The organism is Ideonella lacteola (assembly GCF_038066555.1).
Classification (GTDB): Bacteria; Pseudomonadota; Gammaproteobacteria; order Burkholderiales; family Burkholderiaceae_C; genus Ideonella; species Ideonella lacteola.
This window is the reverse complement of record NZ_JBBUTG010000012.1, coordinates 130,677-148,596: the sequence shown is the minus strand read 5'-3', so window position 1 is coordinate 148,596 and position 17,920 is coordinate 130,677. Positions and strand designations below refer to the sequence as shown.

Here is a 17,920-nt window from a genome sequence, read left to right as displayed (position 1 = left end):
CATGACCAAGACCGTTGAACTCACCACCAGCGCGGGCGTGATCCGCCTTGAACTCGACGACGCCAAGGCGCCCCAGAGCGTGGCCAACTTCATCTCGTATGTGAACAAGGGCCACTACGACGGCACCGTGTTCCACCGCGTGATCAAGGGCTTCATGGTCCAGGGCGGTGGCATGACCGCCGACATGAAGCAGAAGCCGACCGACGCGCCGATCAACAACGAGGCCAACAACGGCCTGACGAACGACAAGTACACGGTGGCGATGGCCCGCACGAACGCGCCGCACTCGGCCACCTCGCAGTTCTTCATCAACACCAAGGACAACGGCTTCCTGAACTTCACGGCCGAATCGGCCAGTGGCTGGGGCTATGCGGTGTTCGGCAAGGTGGTGGCGGGCCAGGACGTGGTCGACACCATCGAGAAAGTGCGCACGGGCACCAAGGGCTTCCACGACGACGTGCCGCTCGAGGCCGTGACCATCGAAAAGGCGACCGTCGTCTCCTGACGCAGTGCCTGCCCGCATCGACCTGCCACCGTCCACCCGGACGGTGGATTTCATTTCAGACCTGCACCTGTGCCCCGAGTTGCCGCGCACGCTCGCGCTGCTTCGGCACTATCTGGAGCGCACGTCGGCCGATGCGGTGTTCATCCTCGGTGACCTGTTCGAAGCCTGGGTGGGCGACGATGCCGCCACCCTGCCCTTTGAAGCCGACTGCGTGAGCCTGCTGGCGGCAGCGGCCCGGCAGCGGCCTGTGTACGTGATGCGCGGCAATCGCGATTTCCTGCTGGGCCCGGCCTTCTTCCAGGCCACCGGCGCGATTGATCTGCCGGATCCGGTCGCGCTCCATGCCCCTGGCCTTTCCGCCCAACCCGTTCTGCTCAGCCACGGCGACGCGTTGTGCCTCAGCGATACGGCGTACCAGCAGTTTCGCGCCCAGGTGAGGCAGCCGGCATGGCAACAGGCGTTTCTGGCTAAACCGCTGGACGAGCGGCAGGCCATTGGTGCACAAATGCGCGCCGCCAGCCGCGAGCATCAGCGACAGCAAGCCGACACCCCTCACGGCCAAGCCTCGGCGCCCGTGACCTACGCAGACGCCGATCCCGCCCTCGCGCAGCAATGGCTGGCCGAATCGGACGCGCAGGTGCTGATCCACGGCCACACCCACCGGCCGCAGACCGAGCATCACGCCTCGGGATGGACGCGCCATGTGCTGTGCGATTGGGAAGTTGATCACCACCAGCCGCCGCGCGCCGAAGTGCTGCGGTGGTCGGATCGGGGTTTCCAGCGCCTCGACCCCGCAGCGGCCTGACCATGGTGTTGCCACGTCTGCTGCGCGGCGTGTCACGCTGGCGAGAAGCTCGCGCTCTGGAGCGCCACGCCATCCCGGACGAGCTCTGGAGCCGCATCCTCGCCGCCTTCCCGTTCATTGCGGCACGTTCGGAAGACGACCGACAGACCCTGCGCACGCTCAGCAGCCTGTTCCTCTCGCGCAAAGAGTTCCATGGTGCCCAGGGCATCGAGGTCACCGACGAGATGGCGGTGGCGATCGCGGCCCAGGCGTGTCTGCCCATCTTGAAATTCGGGATCGATGCCTACGATCGCTTCGTCGGCATCGTCGTGCACCCGGACGAGGTGGTGGCCAGCCGTGAAGTGATGGACGACGACGGTGTCGTCCACGAGTACGACGAAGTGCTCACGGGTGAAGCGGTGGAAGGCGGGCCGGTGATGCTCTCCTGGTCGGACGTGGTCGCCGCCACCACCGACAGCGACGAGACGGTTTACAACGTCGTCATCCATGAGTTCGCCCATGTGCTGGACATGGTCGATGGCGCCGCTGATGGCGTGCCCCCTTTGCCCAGCCTGGCGGCGCGCGACGCCTGGATCGAGTGCATCGACGCCGAGTACGAGCGCTTCGCTGAACGCATCGACGCCGGCGAAGAGGACACGCTGCTGGACCCCTACGGTGCGGAAGCGGTGGAAGAGTTTTTCGCGGTCGCCGTCGAGGCCTTCTTCGTGGCGCCTCAGGCGATGCGCGACGAACACCCGCGGCTGTATGAACTCTTCCGCGGCTACTTCAAGCAGTCGCCGGCCGATCAACCCGGGGCCTGAAGCCACTCGCGCCGGACCGCTGCAGGGTCTCTGAGGGGCGTTCGCCAAATTGCTGCCGGTAGTCGCATGCGAACTGGCTCAGGTTCCAGAAGCCCCAGGCCGCCGCCGCGTCCCGCACCGACGTGGAGCCCACCGCCCCCTGCCGCAGCAGCCGCCGCACACCATTGAGCCGAATGCTGCGCAGGTAGGCGACCGGGCTCATGGCCGTCTCGGCCTCGAACGCGTATTGCAGGGTGCGCCGGCTCACATGCAGCCGTTCGCACAACTGCGGCACGCTCGGCACGATGTCAGGATGGGTCTCCAGCCATTCGTGGACCTGCTGCACCAGCCTTCGGCGAGCCGCCGCGTTGCAGCGCCCTTCGACAGGCTCGTCCGCATGGGCCAGCAGGTCAACCACGGCGTCGAGCAGTGTCAATTCAAGCCGGGCCCAGTCGCCCACGGGCGGCCCCGCCACGCCGCCCGTATGTGGGGCCGTGTGCTGGGCCAAGGGCGGCGGGTCCATATCCGGCGCCGCATGCGGGGCCAGCGCCAGCACCGCACGCAGCTTCGCCTGCGCACGTCTCCGTCGCTCAGCCGCAGGCAGCAGCCAAGCCGGTGGGTCGAGCCGCGCCCCATCGATCTCGACCTGTATGGCGGCTGCGTGGGCCAGCAAACGGTCACGGTCCACCACCACGCCGAGGATGTCGTGTCCCGCCGGGCTGACCAGCTCGAAATGGCCCGCGCCGCCGCACACCATGACGCCACCGTCTCCCACCAGGCGGCCATCGATGCGTGAGCCATCGTGCCGGTCGGTGATGCCGCACCACACCGCATCGGGGCGGATATCGCAGCGCTGCCGCAGTGCCTGGCTGGTCTGCTCGCGAAACACCTGGGCCGACTCGATCGTCAACTCGTCCAGCCGCCCCAGGAAGCCGCCCGCGGTGAGCTGGTCGTAGCGCTGATGCCAGCCGCGCAGGTGGGCGGCATGCTCGTCCACATCGTTCGCCAGCCAGGCCTGGTGTTGCCATGCCGGTGCATCGTGCGCGCAGATCGTGCTCATGATGTTTGCCGAATCTCGATAACGCCACACCCCGCGCCGCTCTTACGCTTGATGTCGAACGCCCATGCAATCAACGGGCCAGCCGGCCCGACCAGGAGGAACGGATGGACAGCAGCACGCCCCGCCCTGCGCTCGACAAATCGCTCAGCACCCTGCAGCTCTGGGGCATCGCCGTCGGGCTGGTGATCTCGGGCGAGTATTTCGGCTGGAGCTACGGCTGGGCCTCGGCCGGCACGATGGGCTTCTTGATCACCGCCGCGTTCATCGCATTGATGTACGCCACCTTCATCTTCAGCTTCACCGAGCTGACCACGTCGATCCCGCATGCCGGCGGGCCCTTCGAGTACAGCCGCCGCGCGTTCGGCCCCACGGGCGGCTACGTGGCCGGGTTTGCCACGCTGGTCGAATTCGTGTTCGCACCGCCGGCCATCGCCTTGGCGATCGGCGCCTACCTGAACGTGCAGTTTCCGGCACTCGATCCGAAACTGGCCGCCGTCGGGGCCTATGCCGTCTTCATGGCCTTGAACATTGCCGGGGTGCAGATCGCCGCCACCTTCGAGCTGGTGATCACGCTCGTGGCCATCTTCGAGCTGCTGGTGTTCATGGGCGTGGTGGCCCCGGGCTTCTCGATCGCCAACTTTGCCAAGGGCGGGTGGGCGGGGCAGGACAGCTTCAGCACGGCCGCCATTCCGGGCATGTTCGCCGCCATCCCGTTCGCGATCTGGTTCTTCCTGGCGATCGAAGGGGTGGCGATGGCCGCCGAAGAGGCCAAAGACCCGAAACGCTCGATCCCGATCGCCTACATCGCCGGCATCCTGACGCTGCTGGTGCTGGCGGCCGGTGTGATGCTGTTTGCCGGCGGCGCAGGCGACTGGACCAAGCTGTCGAACATCAACGATCCACTGCCGCAGGCGATGAAGCTCATCGTCGGCGAACAGAGCGGCTGGCTGCACATGCTGGTATGGCTGGGCCTGTTCGGTCTGATCGCCTCGTTCCACGGCATCATCCTTGGCTATTCGCGCCAGATCTTTGCGCTGGCCCGCGCCGGCATGCTCCCGTCGGTGCTGTGCCAGGTGCATCCACGGCTGCATACGCCCCACTGGGCGGTGCTGGCCGGCGGCGTGATCGGCATCGCGGCGATCTTCAGCGACGAGGTCTTCTCGTTTGGCGGACAGACGCTGACAGCCAACATCGTCACGATGAGCGTCTTCGGGGCGATCGTGATGTACATCGTCAGCATGGCCAGCCTGTTCAAGCTTCGCCGCAGCGAGCCCGACATGGTGCGCCCGTTCCGTGCGCCGCTGTACCCCTGGTTCCCCGCGTTCGCGCTGCTGGCGGCGGTCGTGTGCCTTCTGACGATGGTCTACTACAACCCGCTGGTGGCCGGCCTGTTCTTCGGCTTGGGCGTGCTGGGCTATGTGACGTTCCGGCTGACCAGCCGGCAACCCGAAGCGACCCGGCCCGCGCAATCCGTGGCTTGAGACACTGAGCATCACCGCCTCCGGCACGAAATCGCCCGGGAAGGCGCTGCCCCGACACGGACATGCCCATCTACCACCACCGACTCGGCGTTCACCAATACCGCTTCGATGGCCTGGCCGAGCTGCTCGCCAAGGCATCGCCCGAGCGCTCGGGCGACCACTTGGCCGGCGTGGCTGCCGAATCCGCCCAGGAGCGGGTGGCCGCCCAGATGACTCTGGCCGATCTGCCCTTGTCCACCTTCCTGTCCGAGGTGGTGGTGCCGTATGAGGCCGACGAGATCACTCGCCTGATCATCGACAGCCACGACCGCGGCGCCTTCCAGCCCGTGGCCGGCCTCACCGTGGGTGGATTGCGTGACTGGCTGCTCTCAGACGCGGCAGACACCGCAACGCTGCGGGCGCTGGCCCCCGGCCTGACGCCGGAAATGGCCGCAGCCGTCTCGAAGCTGATGCGCCACCAGGATCTGATCCTCGTGGCGCGCAAGTGCCAGGTTCAGACGCGGTTTCGCGGCACCATCGGGCTGCCCGGGCGGCTTTCTACGCGGCTGCAGCCCAACCACCCCACCGACGACGCTGCCGGCATCGCCGCCAGCGTGCTCGACGGGCTGATGTACGGCAGCGGCGACGCGGTGATCGGCATCAACCCTGCGACCGACAACGTGCCGCAGGTGGAGCGCCTGCTGCAAATGCTCGACGGGTTGATCTCGCAATACGAGATACCGACCCAATCCTGCGTGCTGACCCATGTGACCAACACACTGCAGGCGATGGAGCGCGGCGCGCCCGTCGACCTGGTGTTCCAGTCAATCGGCGGCACCGAAGCCACCAACCGCAGCTTCGGCATCGACCTGGCGCTGCTGGCCGAGGCCCAAGACGCGGCGTTCGGCCTGCAACGCGGGCGATTGTTCGACGATGGCGAGCGCGGCGGCCACGTCATGTATTTCGAAACCGGCCAGGGCAGTGCGCTGTCGGCGCATGCCCACCACGGCTGCGACCAGCAGACGATCGAGGCCCGCGCCTACGCGGTGGCGCGCCGATTCAAGCCGCTGCTCGTCAACAGCGTGGTCGGATTCATCGGCCCCGAGTACCTGTACGACGGCAAGCAGATCATTCGAGCGGGTCTGGAAGACCATTTCTGCGCCAAGCTGCTGGGCTTGCCCATGGGCTGCGACATCTGCTACACCAACCACGCAGAGGCCGACCAGAACGACATGGACACGCTGCTCACGCTGCTGGGCGTGGCCGGGGTCACCTTCATCATGGGCGTGCCGGGCGCCGACGACGTGATGCTGAACTACCAGACCACCTCGTTTCACGATGCGCTGTACGCTCGCCGCGCCTTGGGCCTGCGACCCGCCCCCGAGTTCGAGGCCTGGCTGCAGCGCATGGGCGTGTCCGATGCGGCAAGGCCCGGCCACTTGAAAGACGCGATGCCGGCCACCTTCGCACACCTGTTGCCCGCTGCATGAAGCCGCCGGTCGTCGACAACCCCTGGGGCGTGCTGCGCCGCTTCACCCCTGCCCGCATCGCCCTCGGGCGCGCCGGCAGCAGCCTGCCGACCGCTCCGCAGCTCGCGTTTCAACTCGCTCATGCGCAGGCACGGGACGCGGTTCACCATGTCATGGACGTCGACACGGTCGCGAACGCCCTGTGCGCCTTGGGGCTGGAGGTGTCGCTGGCCCACAGCGCCGCGAGCGATCGCGCCACCTACCTGAAGCGGCCCGACCTGGGGCGGCGGCTGGACGCCGCTTCGTCGGCCGCGTTGGCCGAGACCGGCTCGCGCCGCCCCGCGGACCTGGCGATCGTCGTCGCGGACGGCTTGTCAGCCTTAGCGATCGAGCGGCACGCTGGCCCCTTCCTGGCCGAGCTGCTGCCCCACCTGCGCGCGGCGGAGCCTGGCTGGTCGCTGGCCCCTGTCACCGTGGTGCGCCAGGGACGGGTGGCGATCGGCGATCCGATCGGTGCGGCGCTGCGAGCCCGATTGGCAATGGTCTTGATTGGCGAGCGGCCGGGCCTGAGCTCACCGGACAGCATGGGCCTGTACCTCACCTGGGCTCCGCGCCCGGGCCGTGCCGACGCAGAGCGAAACTGCATCTCCAACATCCGGCCCGAGGGGCTTTCTTACACCGAGGCTGCGCACCGAGCCGCCTGGCTGATGCAGGCCGCCCGCACCCGCCTGCTGACCGGCGTGGGGCTGAAGGACGAAACCCCGGCCCTGACTCCTGGGCCACGACCGCTGCAAGACGCGGCAGCTCAACGCCTTGGGGCCGGTTCGGATAGCGGCCAGCATCACGCCACGGTCGATGTGGTGGGCGAATCCGACGGCCCAAACAAAACGCCGACGGCTCCAGGAAGCACGTCGGCGACAATGTTCGGCTGGCCCGCAGAACCAGGCCGGCCTGCAGAATCGGGCCGCTGAGGCAGCCCACCGAGCCGGCCGGCCGCCCTTTTGGGGCTCACCAGCCAAGCGGGTGAGCCGCGTCGGCTCTACATCGCGGCCGCTTCGGCCTTGGGCTTGTCGCCGCTGCGACCGGTCGGCTGGATGTCCAGCACCGTCTGGCCCTCGGCGTCCACGTCCACCGTCAGGCGGCCACCGTCGACCAGGCGGCCGAACAGCAGTTCGTCGGCCAGCGCCTTGCGGATCGCATCCTGGATCAGGCGCTGCATCGGTCGTGCGCCCATCAGCGGATCGAAGCCCTTCTTGGCAAGCTGCTTGCGCAGACCGTCGGTGAAGGTGACCTCGACCTTCTTCTCGGCCAGTTGCTGTTCCAGCTGCAGCAGGAACTTGTCCACCACCCGGAGGATGATCTCTTCGTCCAGCGGACGGAAGCTGACGATCGCGTCCAGGCGGTTGCGGAATTCCGGCGTGAACAGGCGCTTGATGTCGCCCATTTCATCGCCCTGCTCCCGCTTGGTCGTGAAGCCAATGGTCGACTTGTTCATCGTCTCGGCGCCCGCGTTCGTGGTCATGATGATGATCACGTTGCGGAAGTCGGCCTTGCGCCCGTTGTTGTCGGTCAGCGTGCCGTGGTCCATGACCTGCAGCAGCACGTTGAAGACATCCGGGTGGGCCTTCTCGATTTCGTCGAGCAGCAGCACCGCATGCGGCTTCTTCGTGATGGCCTCGGTCAGCAGGCCGCCTTGGTCAAAGCCCACATACCCCGGGGGCGCACCGATCAGGCGGCTGACGGCATGACGCTCCATGTACTCGGACATGTCGAACCGGATCAGCTCGATGCCCAGGATGTAGGCCAGCTGCTTGGCGACCTCGGTCTTGCCGACCCCCGTGGGGCCGCTGAACAAGAAGGCGCCAATTGGCTTGTCCGCCTTGCCCAGGCCGGAGCGCGCCATCTTGATGGCCGCAGACAGGGCATCGACCGCCGGATCCTGGCCGAAGACGACGCTCTTCAGGTCGCGCTCGAGGCTCTTGAGCTTGCCGCGATCATCGCTGGACACACTGGCCGGCGGGATGCGCGCAATCTTGGCGACGATCTCTTCCACCTCGTTGCGGGTGATCGTCTTCTTCTGCTTGCTCTTGGGCAGGATGCGCTGGGCGGCGCCGGCCTCGTCGATCACGTCGATCGCCTTGTCAGGCAGGTGACGATCATTGATGAACTTGGCCGACAACTCGGCCGCCGCCTGCAAGGCACCCAGCGCGTACTTGACGCTGTGATGCTCCTCGAAACGCGACTTCAAGCCCTTGAGGATCTCGACCGTCTGTTCGACCGACGGCTCCACGACGTCGACCTTCTGGAAGCGGCGTGACAGCGCAGCGTCTTTCTCGAAGATGCCGCGGTACTCGGTGAACGTGGTGGCGCCGATGCACTTCATCGCACCCGACGACAGCGCCGGCTTGAGCAGGTTGCTGGCGTCCAGCGTGCCACCGGACGCAGCGCCCGCGCCGATCAGGGTGTGGATCTCGTCGATGAACAGGATCGACTTCGGGCTCTCCTTCAACTGCTTGAGGACGCCCTTCAGCCGCTGTTCGAAATCGCCGCGGTACTTGGTGCCGGCCAGCAGTGCGCCCATGTCGAGCGCGTACACCGTGGCATCGGCCAGCACTTCGGGCACGTCGCCCTCGGTGATGCGCCAGGCCAGGCCTTCTGCGATGGCGGTCTTGCCCACGCCGGCTTCGCCGACAAGCAGCGGGTTGTTCTTGCGGCGGCGGCAAAGCACCTGGATGACGCGCTCGACCTCGCTCTCGCGACCGATCAGCGGATCGATCTTGCCGTCGCGGGCCTGCTGATTTAAGTTGGTGGTGAACTGGTCCAGCGGAGAGCCCTTGCCCTCGCCGGAACCTTCTTCCTTCTCACCGTCACCGGGGTTGCCCTCGTTGCCCTTTTGGGGCTCGGGCGGATCCGACTTCTTGATGCCGTGCGCGATGAAGTTCACGACGTCCAGGCGGGTGACGCCCTGCTGGTGCAGGTAGTAGACCGCGTGGGAATCCTTCTCGCCGAAGATGGCCACCAGCACATTGGCGCCGGTGACTTCCTTCTTGCCGCCGCCGGTGGACTGCACGTGCATGATCGCGCGCTGGATCACCCGCTGGAAACCCAGCGTCGGCTGCGTATCGACCTCTTCGGTGCCACCCACGGTCGGGGTGTTCTCCCGTATGAAGGCGACCAGGCTCTTGCGCAGGTCTTCGATGTTGGCCGCGCAGGCTCGCAACACTTCAGCCGCCGAGGGGTTGTCCAACAACGCCAGCAACAGGTGCTCGACGGTGATGAACTCATGCCGCTGCTGGCGCGCCTCGACGAACGCCATGTGCAAGCTGACTTCAAGTTCCTGGGCAATCATGCGGCCTCCATAATGCATTGAAGCGGGTGCCCTGAGCGACGCGCGGCGGCGAGCACCAGCTCGACCTTGGTGGCCGCAACGTCTTTGGAAAAGACGCCGCAGACGGCCCGACCCTCATGGTGGATTTTCAACATGATGAGGGTGGCGGACTCAAGATCAAGCCTGAAATATTCCTGCAGCACCATCACGACGAATTCCATCGGCGTGAAATCGTCATTCAACATGACGACCTGGTACATCCGGGGCGGTTTGGTCCGTGCTGCTTTCTTCTCGGCGACAACCGAGCCGTCACCCTCGTCCGGCCGTGAGACCGAGGGCGGCAAGGCAGGAGGCTTGGGCGCTTTCGAAGGCATGAAACGAGTATAGCCAGTTGACTTGCGCAGCACAGGAACACCGTCATGTTCGCCGCAGAAGCCAACGGGCCATTGAGTGAAAAAGCGCCGCAGGCCGGGGCTTATCGACTCCCTCATCCGTGGGATCAGGGCGTTGTCAGTCTGCCGAAGGTATGACGATCGACCAGTCCTTGCCATTGACACGGCCGAACCCGGCCCACAAAAATAGCCTCACAAGCCTTCGCAAAAAAGGCGTCAGGAGGAAAGCATGGACTTGATGGGTACCGTCAAATGGTTCAACGATGCCAAAGGTTTTGGCTTCATTGAGCCGCAGGGCGGCGGCGACGATGTGTTCGCCCATTTCTCGGCCATCCAGATGGATGGCTTTCGCACTCTGAAACAGGGCAGCCAGGTCACTTTTGAACTGGTGCAAGGCCCGAAGGGCCACCTGGCCCAGAACATTCGCACGGTCGGCGCCTCGACGGCGTCTGAAGAACAGCCGGGCTGAGCCCGCGCGTCATGGGCCGGTTGGTGGGTGGCCCAAGGCGCGTTCTCCCCAAGAAATGGGAATATCAAACTGGCGTCGCCCGCACGGGTGACGCCCGCTACGCCATGGTGGCGTGGATCAGTCTGCCGCTGGGCGGGCACGATCCTGCGCCTCTGAGGCGGGATCTGTCTCGCCCCGATGGCGGGGGTATCGACGCAGCACGACGATGGGTGCGGCTGAGCGACCGACGTCGCCTCCCGCCGCCCTCTTCAGGTGCAACGTGGGTGCCCCTCGACGTGGGTCGAGTCTGACTCGCCAGGCCACGACGCGCCCCGGGCGAGGAGGCGTGTCGCCCGCAGGTTGAAGACGTCTGTTTGCGGCCGTGCGCGTGCCCCGGCTTGAGCCCCGTTAACGCGCCCCCCGTGCTCAGGTGGGCTTGGCGACCATCAGGAAGAAGACCACCACGAGCGCGGCAAAGGCCGGGATGCCCAACAGCACCCAGTAGCGCAGATAACGCCCGTATTCCGGCGGCAGCGGTTCACCTGCCTGCGCAGCAGTGCACGCCATATCGCGCATGCGCAGTTGCAGCCACACCACGGGCAGCCAGCAGGCACCAGCCACCATGTACAAGGCAATCGAGGCCGCGATCCAGGGCGTGGTCCACGGCCACCCGGCGAGGCTGGCCAGCCACAGGCCCGTCACCGGCTGCACGATGATCGCGGTGGTCGTGAAGATCCAGTCGGCCAGCACCACCAGGCGCACCACCACCGCGATCGCTCGCACGTCGCGGCTCAGACTCGCCATCAGCATGTAGTACGCCGAGCCAATGCCCGTGCCAAAGAGCAGCGTCGACGACACGATGTGGGTCCACTTCAGCAACAGATAGGTCATCGGGCGGGTCGTGCGGGTTCGAGAGCGATCAGCAGCGAGAGCGCCGCCAGGATGGGCAGGTTCTTGAGAACCGGTCCGTAGGGGTGAAGCCAGAACTCAGGCAGTTTCCAGCTGATGATCACGGTGTAGAGCACGATCAAGCCGATCTGCGCCCACCACAACGCCTTGCCGGGCCTGGCCAGCGTGGCCGCGCCCAGCAACAGGTCAACCGCCGCCGCGCCATAGAGCATCGCTGGCGCCCAGGCATCGGGCATCCCCGCTCGGGCCAACAGGGCTAGGGCGTGTTCACACTACGGAGCCCCGATGCGTTGCCACCAGAACCGGTCGAGCGCAAGGCGCAAAACGAAGCCGGGGTGCGGCCCCGGCCAGGCTTTGCAACGCCGCGGGCGGCTGGTTCTGGTGGCAACCCTTCGGGAACGGGCCGTCCAGGGCGCATGGCGGCGTTGCCCACCTTGCCCAGGCACCAGCCTGGGCGGCGTCGGGCGCCTTGCCCTGCATCCCTGGACAACCCGTTCGCACGGGGCTGCGTAGTGTGAACACGCCCTAGGCTGTCTGCCACCGGAAACAGCCCGAACGACACGATTGCCGTCACGATCCACACCAGCGCCAGACTGAAGCGCAGCAGGGCGAGCGCGGGCGGCAGGCGCGCCATCAGCCGTGCCGCTGCTTGCTCATCGACCGACAGGAACCGCTCCGCCGGCCTGCAAGGCCGGCTCGGCCGGGCCATCGGCGCCGTGTTTCCACGCTGCAGCATCGCCCAGATCTCGCGGGTCACCAGACGCGAGTGCAACCGCTCGCCCAACGACACCGCCACATCTACGCAGGCGAGGGGCACCCTCCAGACCGGCGCTCGCGGCAGGCCCATGGCGGCGCGAAGGCGTTGCAAGTACTCCTCCCAGGCCAGCGGTTCAGGTCCGACGACCGGGATGACCGGGTCGGACGCTTCGCCCCCACCTGTCCGTTCGACCAGTTGCAGCACGCACGCGCTCAGGTCATCCACATGCACCGGCTGCACCGGCCCCGCCCCCTCCGGCACCAGCAGACGCGGCCAAGTGGCCCATTGCAGGAAGAGCTGGGTGCTGGCGCCGCCCAAACCAAAAACGAGCGACGGTTGCAGCACCACACCGTCCAGTCCTTGAGCCCGCCGGACGAGCAGCGCCTCATCGCCCGCCCGCTTGCTCAGGTGGTAGCGGCTTGTGGCACTGGCGTCAGCGCCCAGGGCGGACAGATGGATGACCCGCTTCACGCCGGCCCGCTGACAGGCCTCGAACAGCAAGGCGGATGTGCGATGGTGCAATCGCTCGAACCCTGCCGAGCCCGGCTCTTCCGAGACGATGCCCACCGCATTGATCACCACATCGACATCGGCCAGCCAAGGCAACCATGCCTCGGGAGACTCGACGGTGGCGAAGTCGATGTCGTGCCAGGCCTGACAGGCGTCGGCGACATCCGGAGAGGGCCGGCGGCGCGCGGCACCGATCACCGTGTGCCCGGCGCCTGAGAGCATGCTCGCGAGGTGGCGGCCGATGAAACCGCTGGCGCCGGTCAACAGAATCCGCAATCGATCGTCTCCAGGATAGGAAGCCGCGGGGGAGCCACTCAGCCTGCCCGGCGGCACGCGACTTGCCACGCGCCGGCCATCCGCCAAATAGCCTGGAGGGACGATGAATCACCTGACCATCGCACCGCGCCGTCGCGCGGCAACGATTTTGCCCGCGGGCATGATGGCCAGCCTGTTGTCGGCCGCCGCGCTGGCCTGGCGCGGACGCGTTTAAGCCGGCAGCATGGCAGCGCCTTTCAACGCGGTGAGCCACTGGCTCTACGAGTCGCGCGCTTTGCGCCTGGATACAGCCGATATCCGGCACACCGCGGTGGGCGCAGCCATCCACACCGGCAGTTCGTTGTTTTGGGCGGCCGTGTACGAAGAAGCAGTGTGCCGGCCCTCGCCCCCACCCTCCCCGGCCCGGTTGGCCGCCGGCGCGGCAGCTGTGGCGGCAGTCGCCGCGGTGACCGATTACAGCTGGTTCGCCGCAGGGCTGGCGCTCGGCACCTGGGCGGACCACCGTCGCCGTTGAGCCTTCTCCATCCGGTGCCAGCGCCAGTAGCCCAGCGACACGCTGGCCACCATCAGCGCGACCAGGCCCACCGCCTCGGCGGCCACCTCGTGCAGGCTGGCACCCAGCTGGTTCAGGGCGACGAAGCCCTGAATGCCAGGCGTGGACGGGATCAACCAGCGCGCTGCCTTCAGGACATCCGGCAACGCCTCCACCGGCCAGGTGACGCCCGACAGGAAGATGATCGGCATCGCGGTGCACACCAGCAGCTGAGCGCTGCGCTCACGAGAGCGGAACAGGTTCCCCACCATGATCGCGAAAGCGGACACGGCGAAGGCGAACAACAGGGTGAAGAGCATCAGCCCGCCGAAATTGCCACCGCGCGGATAGTCTTGCCACCAGAAGACGAAGCCAAAGTAATAGAGGCTGTTGAGAATGGGCACACAGGCGACCGCGCACCACATGCCGACGTAGCCGGCCACATCGCGCCGCACGGGGAACCCGCCCCGCTCGGCCCAGGTGCCGAACAGCAGCGTCACCGCCAGCAGCAAGGTCTGCTGGATGATCAGCACCGCCGCGGCGGGCACCACATAGGCGCCATAGCCTTCACGCACATTGAACAGTGCCACCGCATTGAGGCCCACCGGCCCACGCTGCGCCTGGGCCTGGGCGCTGGATGGCGTGGCCGCCGACAGGCGCTTGATCTCGATACCGGCCGACACCGTGCCTACCGCCTGGGCCAGCCCGTTCAGGGCGGCCTTGTTCAGCATCATGTAAATGCCGTTGCCTGCCACCTCCACCTCGGCCGCCCGCCCCGCGGCCACCTTGCTTTGCAAGCCCGAGGGGATGAACAGCATGCCGGCCACCTCGTTGCGCCAGATCAGGTCCTGGGCTTCGCGCAGATCGGCTGACACGGCCACCACCTGGATGGCCGGGTGGGCCGAGGCGTAGCGAGTGATCTGGCGCGAGAGCGCGCTGCGGTCTTGGTCCACCACGGCCACCGGCACGCGCTGCACGGTTTCCTTCGCGTACGGCAACGGGTAGAAGAATGAGTAGACGATGCCGCCGGCGAACAGCAGCATCATGGCCGCGCTGTCGGAGAGCATCGCCCGCCAGGTGGCGACAAAGGCGTGCAGCACCTCGCGCCAGGCCGTCATGCACGCCCCCAGGCTTGTGGGTGCGCGGCGCGGCGGCTGAGCAACCACGCGCCTGCCGCCAGCGAGACCAGGGCGAACAGGCCCAACACCAGGGCCTCACCCGCGCTGTAGGCGGCCGGGGCGCCCGCCATCCAGTGGCGGCTCTGCAGTTGCAGGTAGTGTGTCAGTGGCAGCGCTTCGGCCCACGCCCGAGCCGCCGTCGGCATGGCCACCAGCGGAAAGCCCTGGCCCGAGAAGGCGAAAGCCGGCGCCGTGATGAAGGCCGCGGCCGACAGCGCCAGGCGCATGTTGAGTGTGGCGCCGATGAGGAAGGTGCCCAAGCCCAGGTAGGCCGCGACCAACAAGCCCAGGCCGGCCACCACCATGCCGGCGCTGCCCTCGATGGCCCAGCCCCGCACGGCCGTGAAGAACGCCAGGTACAGAAGCGAGAGCACGACAAACGCCGCCGCCGGGATCACCAGCTTGCCGACCATCGCCGCCCCCCAACGGCCGCCCGCGGCCTCCAGCCATGCCGGCACGCTGCCGGCCTTCAGCTCACGGCCGAAAGCGGTGATGGCGGCGAGCGCCACAAAGGCCTGGAGCAGCGACGGGATGATCGCCAACACCAGAAACGACTCGTAGTTCGCGTTCTCGTTGAACAGCGTCACCAGCCTCACGCGGATCGGCTCATAGGCCACCGTGGCCTGCCTCACCGACGCGCCCCGTTTCTCGCGCCCGGTGAGTTCCGCGCCGGCGGACAGCGTGGCCACCACCGTGCGCACATCGCGGCCGAGGCCGCCGACATGCGCCGAGAACTGGCCGTTGTAGAACCACTGGACGTTGGCGCTGCGGCCGCCCGACAGGTCGCGCTGCAAGCCCGCTGGAATGATGACGATGCCGAACGCCGTGCGCTCGCGCAGCAGCTGCTGCGCTTCGGCCTCGGTGGCCAGCTGAGCCGCCACGTGAATCCCGGGCGATTCGTCGAGCATGCGCACGAGCGATCGCGACACGCTCGACGCGTCGCGGTCGATCACCACGATCGGCAGGTCACGCGCCACGCCCGCGCTGAAGATCCACCAACTCAGGGCGAAGAGCGCCAGGGGGATCCAGGTCAGCATGCCCAGATCCCACGGGTCGCGCTTCAGGTGGCGCCACTCACGCGCCACCACCCTGGCCCATCCGCCGCCCTGCGAGTCGCGCACGGCGTCAACGAGGCGGGAAGACCACGCTCATGCCGGGCCGCAAGCCCGCCGGCACCAGCTCGGGCCGCAGCCGGATCTCGAAAGTGCGCAGATCCGTGCCCCCGGGGCGCGCGGCGCGCCAGGTGGCGAAATCGGGCAGCACCGCGATCGAGCTCACCTTGAACGATACCTGGGCCTTCAGCGCCGGCACCTCACCGGTGTGGCTGCTGCCCATGCCGAAGGCCGACATGTCGTCTTCGCGCACCTGCAACACGGCCCAAATGTCCGACAGGTTGACCAGCGTGACGACCGGGAAGCCCTGGGGCGCCAGCTCGCCGGGCTGGATCTGCACCTTCGCCACCTCACCGGCGATCGGCGCCTTGATCTTGGTTTCAGCCTGGGCCACCTCGGCCTCCTGGACCACCCCGCCCACCTGCTGCGCCTGGGCCTCTGCCGCCCGCTTGTCTTCGGTGCGTGCTCCGCGACGGGCCATCTCGTACTGGGCCTGTGCCGCATGGGCCTGCTGATCAGCGGCCATCCATTGCGCCTCGGCCTCGTCGCGCTTCTGGCGCGCCAGCACACCCTCTTTGAACATCGCGTCCACCCGATCGAAGGTGGTGCGCGAGATGCGGGCGGCGGTCTGGGCCCGCTCCCAGGCGAGCCGGGCCATCTCCACTTCTTCGGGCCGCGCGCCGGCCTGGGCCTTGGCCGCCACGGCCTGCGCAGCCGCCTGGGCTGAGCGCGCCTGCGTGATCTTGGCCGCCACCTCGGGGCTGTCCAGCTCGAACAGCAGGTCGCCCGCCTTCACCGATTGGCCGAGCCGAACGTGCACCGTACCGACCCGCCCGGGCACCTTGGAAGAGACGTTGACTTCCTGCGCCTCGATCTGCGCCTGCAGCGGCAGCGCACGTGGCGCGAACGCCTGGCTCAGCCCCCAGGCCAGGAAGCCGATCACGCCCACGGCCACGGCGACCCCCGCGAGGGTCTTGCCGATCGATGCTTTGTTGCGTTCTGCCATGGCGGCGCTCATTCGAGGGTGAAGGTGATGTCGGCGCTGCGCGCGTACTCGGGCAGACGCTCGGGCTGGCCGCAGGCTTCGAGCAGGCGCGACAGGGACATCACGTATTCATAAGCGGCTTGCGCCCGTTCGGTTTCGTTCTTGGCCAGGCTGAGCCGCGCGTCGGTCACATCGAGTGTGGTGGCCTGTTGCTGCGAGAACGCGACCGTCTGCAGGCGCAGGCTCTCGCGGGCCAGCTTCAAGGTCGAGTCCATCGACAGGACCTGCGCTCGCGCGTTCTCCATCGCCCGCCACTGGCTTTCGATCAGCGTGGGAATGTCTCGCTTGGCCTGCTCGGCTGTTTCATCCACCCGCTGGCGGTCCAGCTTGGCGGCCAGGGCCGACTTGCCGTGGTCCACATGCCCGAACAAGGGGATGCTGACGAACACGCCCACGTACCAGTTGGGCTGCACCAGCTTGTCGTCGCCCTTGTTGAAGTTGTAGTTGCCCACGCCAAACACCATGGGCGAGAACTCGCTGCCACTGAGCTTCACGGCCTGGTCGGCCTGATCACGCTTGCTGGCCAGCTTGCGCCACGCGGGGTGATGCGCCATGCCCAGATCGATGAAGCTCTGAAGCCCACCCACCGGCTGGCTGTGCACGAACAGGGGCGTCGTCGGCCGGATATCGGTTTCGGCGGCCAATTGCCGCCGCAGCGCCACGCCAGCGATCTCCACGTCGCTGCGGGCCTTGGAGAGCTCGCGCTTCGCGCCGTCGAGCGCCACATCGGCGCGCAGCCGATCGGCGGTCGAGATCAAACCCGCGCTTTCCAGGCGGCTGGCCTGGCGCTGGTGCTCCGCGATGCCATCGACGGCGTCGCCCCGCACCTTGGCCGCCCACTGCGCCAACTGCAGTTGGAAATAGCGCTGCACGGTGGTGGACGCTGCCTTGTCCTGCGCCTCTTGCAGCTCGGCCTGGGCTTCACCAATGCGGGCCTGGGCCACGCCACGCACCGCCTCCAGCCGGCCGCCGGTGTAAACCGGCCAATTGGCCGACACGCCCACCGAGCTGAGATTGAACTCGCGGGTGGTCGACAAGGTGTTCGGCAGGGGCGGGATGTCCAGGCCGGCCGCCGCATCGAGGCCCGCGATCAACGGATTGGCCGCGGCGGAAAGGCGCGAGATGTCGAGGTTGAAGCTGGTGGACACGCGCCCGGCGAAGCCCGACAGGCTGACCGCCGGCCCATTCAGATTCGACAGGGCCTCGGCCTGCAAGCCCTTGGCCTGGACATCGAGCGACGCACTGCGCACCGAGCCGGCCACGTCCATGCCGCGTGTCAAGGCCTGGGCCAGATCCATCGGCTCTCCGGCCGCGGCCCACGCACCCGACGCAGACACACTGAACGCGCCACAGGC

The 17,920-nt window shown here is 67.3% G+C and carries 16 protein-coding genes and 1 pseudogene; 7 read left to right on the top strand and 10 right to left on the bottom strand.

Going from position 1 to position 17,920, the window contains the following annotated elements; all coding sequences use genetic code 11:
- Position 1: 1 nt before the first annotated feature.
- From AACH06_RS18705 to AACH06_RS18695, 3 genes are read left to right on the top strand one after another with little or no spacing between them, the layout of a single operon-like run.
- Positions 2-505, top strand: a complete 504-nt coding sequence (locus tag AACH06_RS18705) for a peptidylprolyl isomerase (RefSeq protein ID WP_341427272.1) — start codon at positions 2-4, stop codon at positions 503-505.
- A gap of 4 nt (positions 506-509) precedes the next feature.
- Positions 510-1,310, top strand: coding sequence for a UDP-2,3-diacylglucosamine diphosphatase (locus AACH06_RS18700; protein ID WP_341427271.1), 801 nt, complete (start codon positions 510-512; stop codon positions 1,308-1,310).
- Between the two features lie 2 nt (positions 1,311-1,312).
- Positions 1,313-2,110 (top strand): M90 family metallopeptidase, encoded by a 798-nt coding sequence (locus tag AACH06_RS18695; RefSeq protein ID WP_341427270.1) that lies wholly within the window; start codon positions 1,313-1,315, stop codon positions 2,108-2,110.
- On the opposite strand, the gene AACH06_RS18690 is transcribed toward AACH06_RS18695, so the two are convergent.
- Positions 2,076-3,149 (bottom strand): helix-turn-helix domain-containing protein, encoded by a 1,074-nt coding sequence (locus AACH06_RS18690; RefSeq protein ID WP_341427269.1) that lies wholly within the window; start codon positions 3,147-3,149, stop codon positions 2,076-2,078. The genes AACH06_RS18695 and AACH06_RS18690 overlap by 35 nt on opposite strands.
- A 104-nt stretch (positions 3,150-3,253) precedes the next feature.
- Between AACH06_RS18690 and eat the strand changes: the two genes are divergently transcribed.
- The 3 genes and pseudogenes from eat to eutC form a co-directional block, all read left to right on the top strand.
- Positions 3,254-4,630 carry an ethanolamine permease gene (gene eat / locus AACH06_RS18685; RefSeq protein WP_341427268.1) on the top strand — a complete coding sequence of 459 codons (1,377 nt, stop codon included), beginning with the start codon at positions 3,254-3,256 and terminating at the stop codon, positions 4,628-4,630.
- Between the two features lie 62 nt (positions 4,631-4,692).
- On the top strand, positions 4,693-6,099 hold the full coding sequence (locus AACH06_RS18680) for an ethanolamine ammonia-lyase subunit EutB (RefSeq protein ID WP_341427267.1): 1,407 nt from the start codon (positions 4,693-4,695) through the stop codon (positions 6,097-6,099).
- Positions 6,096-6,905: pseudogene (gene eutC, locus AACH06_RS18675) on the top strand (ethanolamine ammonia-lyase subunit EutC); the annotation flags it as partial. The gene AACH06_RS18680 and the pseudogene eutC, both read left to right, overlap by 4 nt.
- A 212-nt stretch (positions 6,906-7,117) precedes the next feature.
- Here eutC and clpA read toward each other — a convergent pair.
- Both clpA and clpS read right to left on the bottom strand, forming a co-directional pair.
- Positions 7,118-9,427: an ATP-dependent Clp protease ATP-binding subunit ClpA gene (gene clpA, locus AACH06_RS18670; protein ID WP_341427266.1), complete on the bottom strand. Its 2,310-nt coding sequence runs from the start codon at positions 9,425-9,427 to the stop codon at positions 7,118-7,120.
- Complete coding sequence (clpS, locus tag AACH06_RS18665) at positions 9,424-9,780, bottom strand: ATP-dependent Clp protease adapter ClpS (RefSeq protein WP_341427265.1); 357 nt, start codon at positions 9,778-9,780, stop codon at positions 9,424-9,426. Before clpS ends, clpA begins: the two co-directional genes overlap by 4 nt.
- A 247-nt stretch (positions 9,781-10,027) precedes the next feature.
- Between clpS and AACH06_RS18660 the strand changes: the two genes are divergently transcribed.
- Complete coding sequence (locus AACH06_RS18660) at positions 10,028-10,267, top strand: cold shock domain-containing protein (RefSeq protein WP_341427264.1); 240 nt, start codon at positions 10,028-10,030, stop codon at positions 10,265-10,267.
- 405 nt (positions 10,268-10,672) lie between these two features.
- Here AACH06_RS18660 and AACH06_RS18655 read toward each other — a convergent pair whose 3' ends face one another.
- The 7 genes from AACH06_RS18655 to AACH06_RS18625 all read right to left on the bottom strand — a co-directional run bounded on the left by AACH06_RS18655 (position 10,673) and on the right by AACH06_RS18625 (position 17,863).
- A complete protein-coding gene (locus AACH06_RS18655) occupies positions 10,673-11,137 on the bottom strand; it encodes a DUF2269 family protein (protein ID WP_341427263.1) in 465 nt (154 codons plus the stop codon).
- Positions 11,134-11,391, bottom strand: a complete 258-nt coding sequence (locus AACH06_RS18650; RefSeq protein ID WP_341427262.1) for a DoxX-like family protein — start codon at positions 11,389-11,391, stop codon at positions 11,134-11,136. Before AACH06_RS18650 ends, AACH06_RS18655 begins: the two co-directional genes overlap by 4 nt.
- Before the next feature lie 20 nt (positions 11,392-11,411).
- Entirely contained in the window at positions 11,412-12,698 is a 1,287-nt protein-coding gene (locus tag AACH06_RS18645) for an NAD-dependent epimerase/dehydratase family protein (protein WP_341427261.1), read from the bottom strand.
- 453 nt (positions 12,699-13,151) lie between these two features.
- On the bottom strand, positions 13,152-14,348 hold the full coding sequence (locus AACH06_RS18640) for an ABC transporter permease (protein WP_341427260.1): 1,197 nt from the start codon (positions 14,346-14,348) through the stop codon (positions 13,152-13,154).
- On the bottom strand, positions 14,345-15,529 hold the full coding sequence (locus tag AACH06_RS18635; protein ID WP_341427259.1) for an ABC transporter permease: 1,185 nt from the start codon (positions 15,527-15,529) through the stop codon (positions 14,345-14,347). The genes AACH06_RS18640 and AACH06_RS18635 overlap by 4 nt, the downstream gene beginning before the upstream one ends.
- A gap of 4 nt (positions 15,530-15,533) precedes the next feature.
- On the bottom strand, positions 15,534-16,526 hold the full coding sequence (locus AACH06_RS18630; protein ID WP_341427258.1) for an HlyD family secretion protein: 993 nt from the start codon (positions 16,524-16,526) through the stop codon (positions 15,534-15,536).
- Between the two features lie 8 nt (positions 16,527-16,534).
- Complete coding sequence (locus AACH06_RS18625; protein ID WP_341427257.1) at positions 16,535-17,863, bottom strand: TolC family protein; 1,329 nt, start codon at positions 17,861-17,863, stop codon at positions 16,535-16,537.
- Positions 17,864-17,920 lie beyond the last annotated feature (57 nt).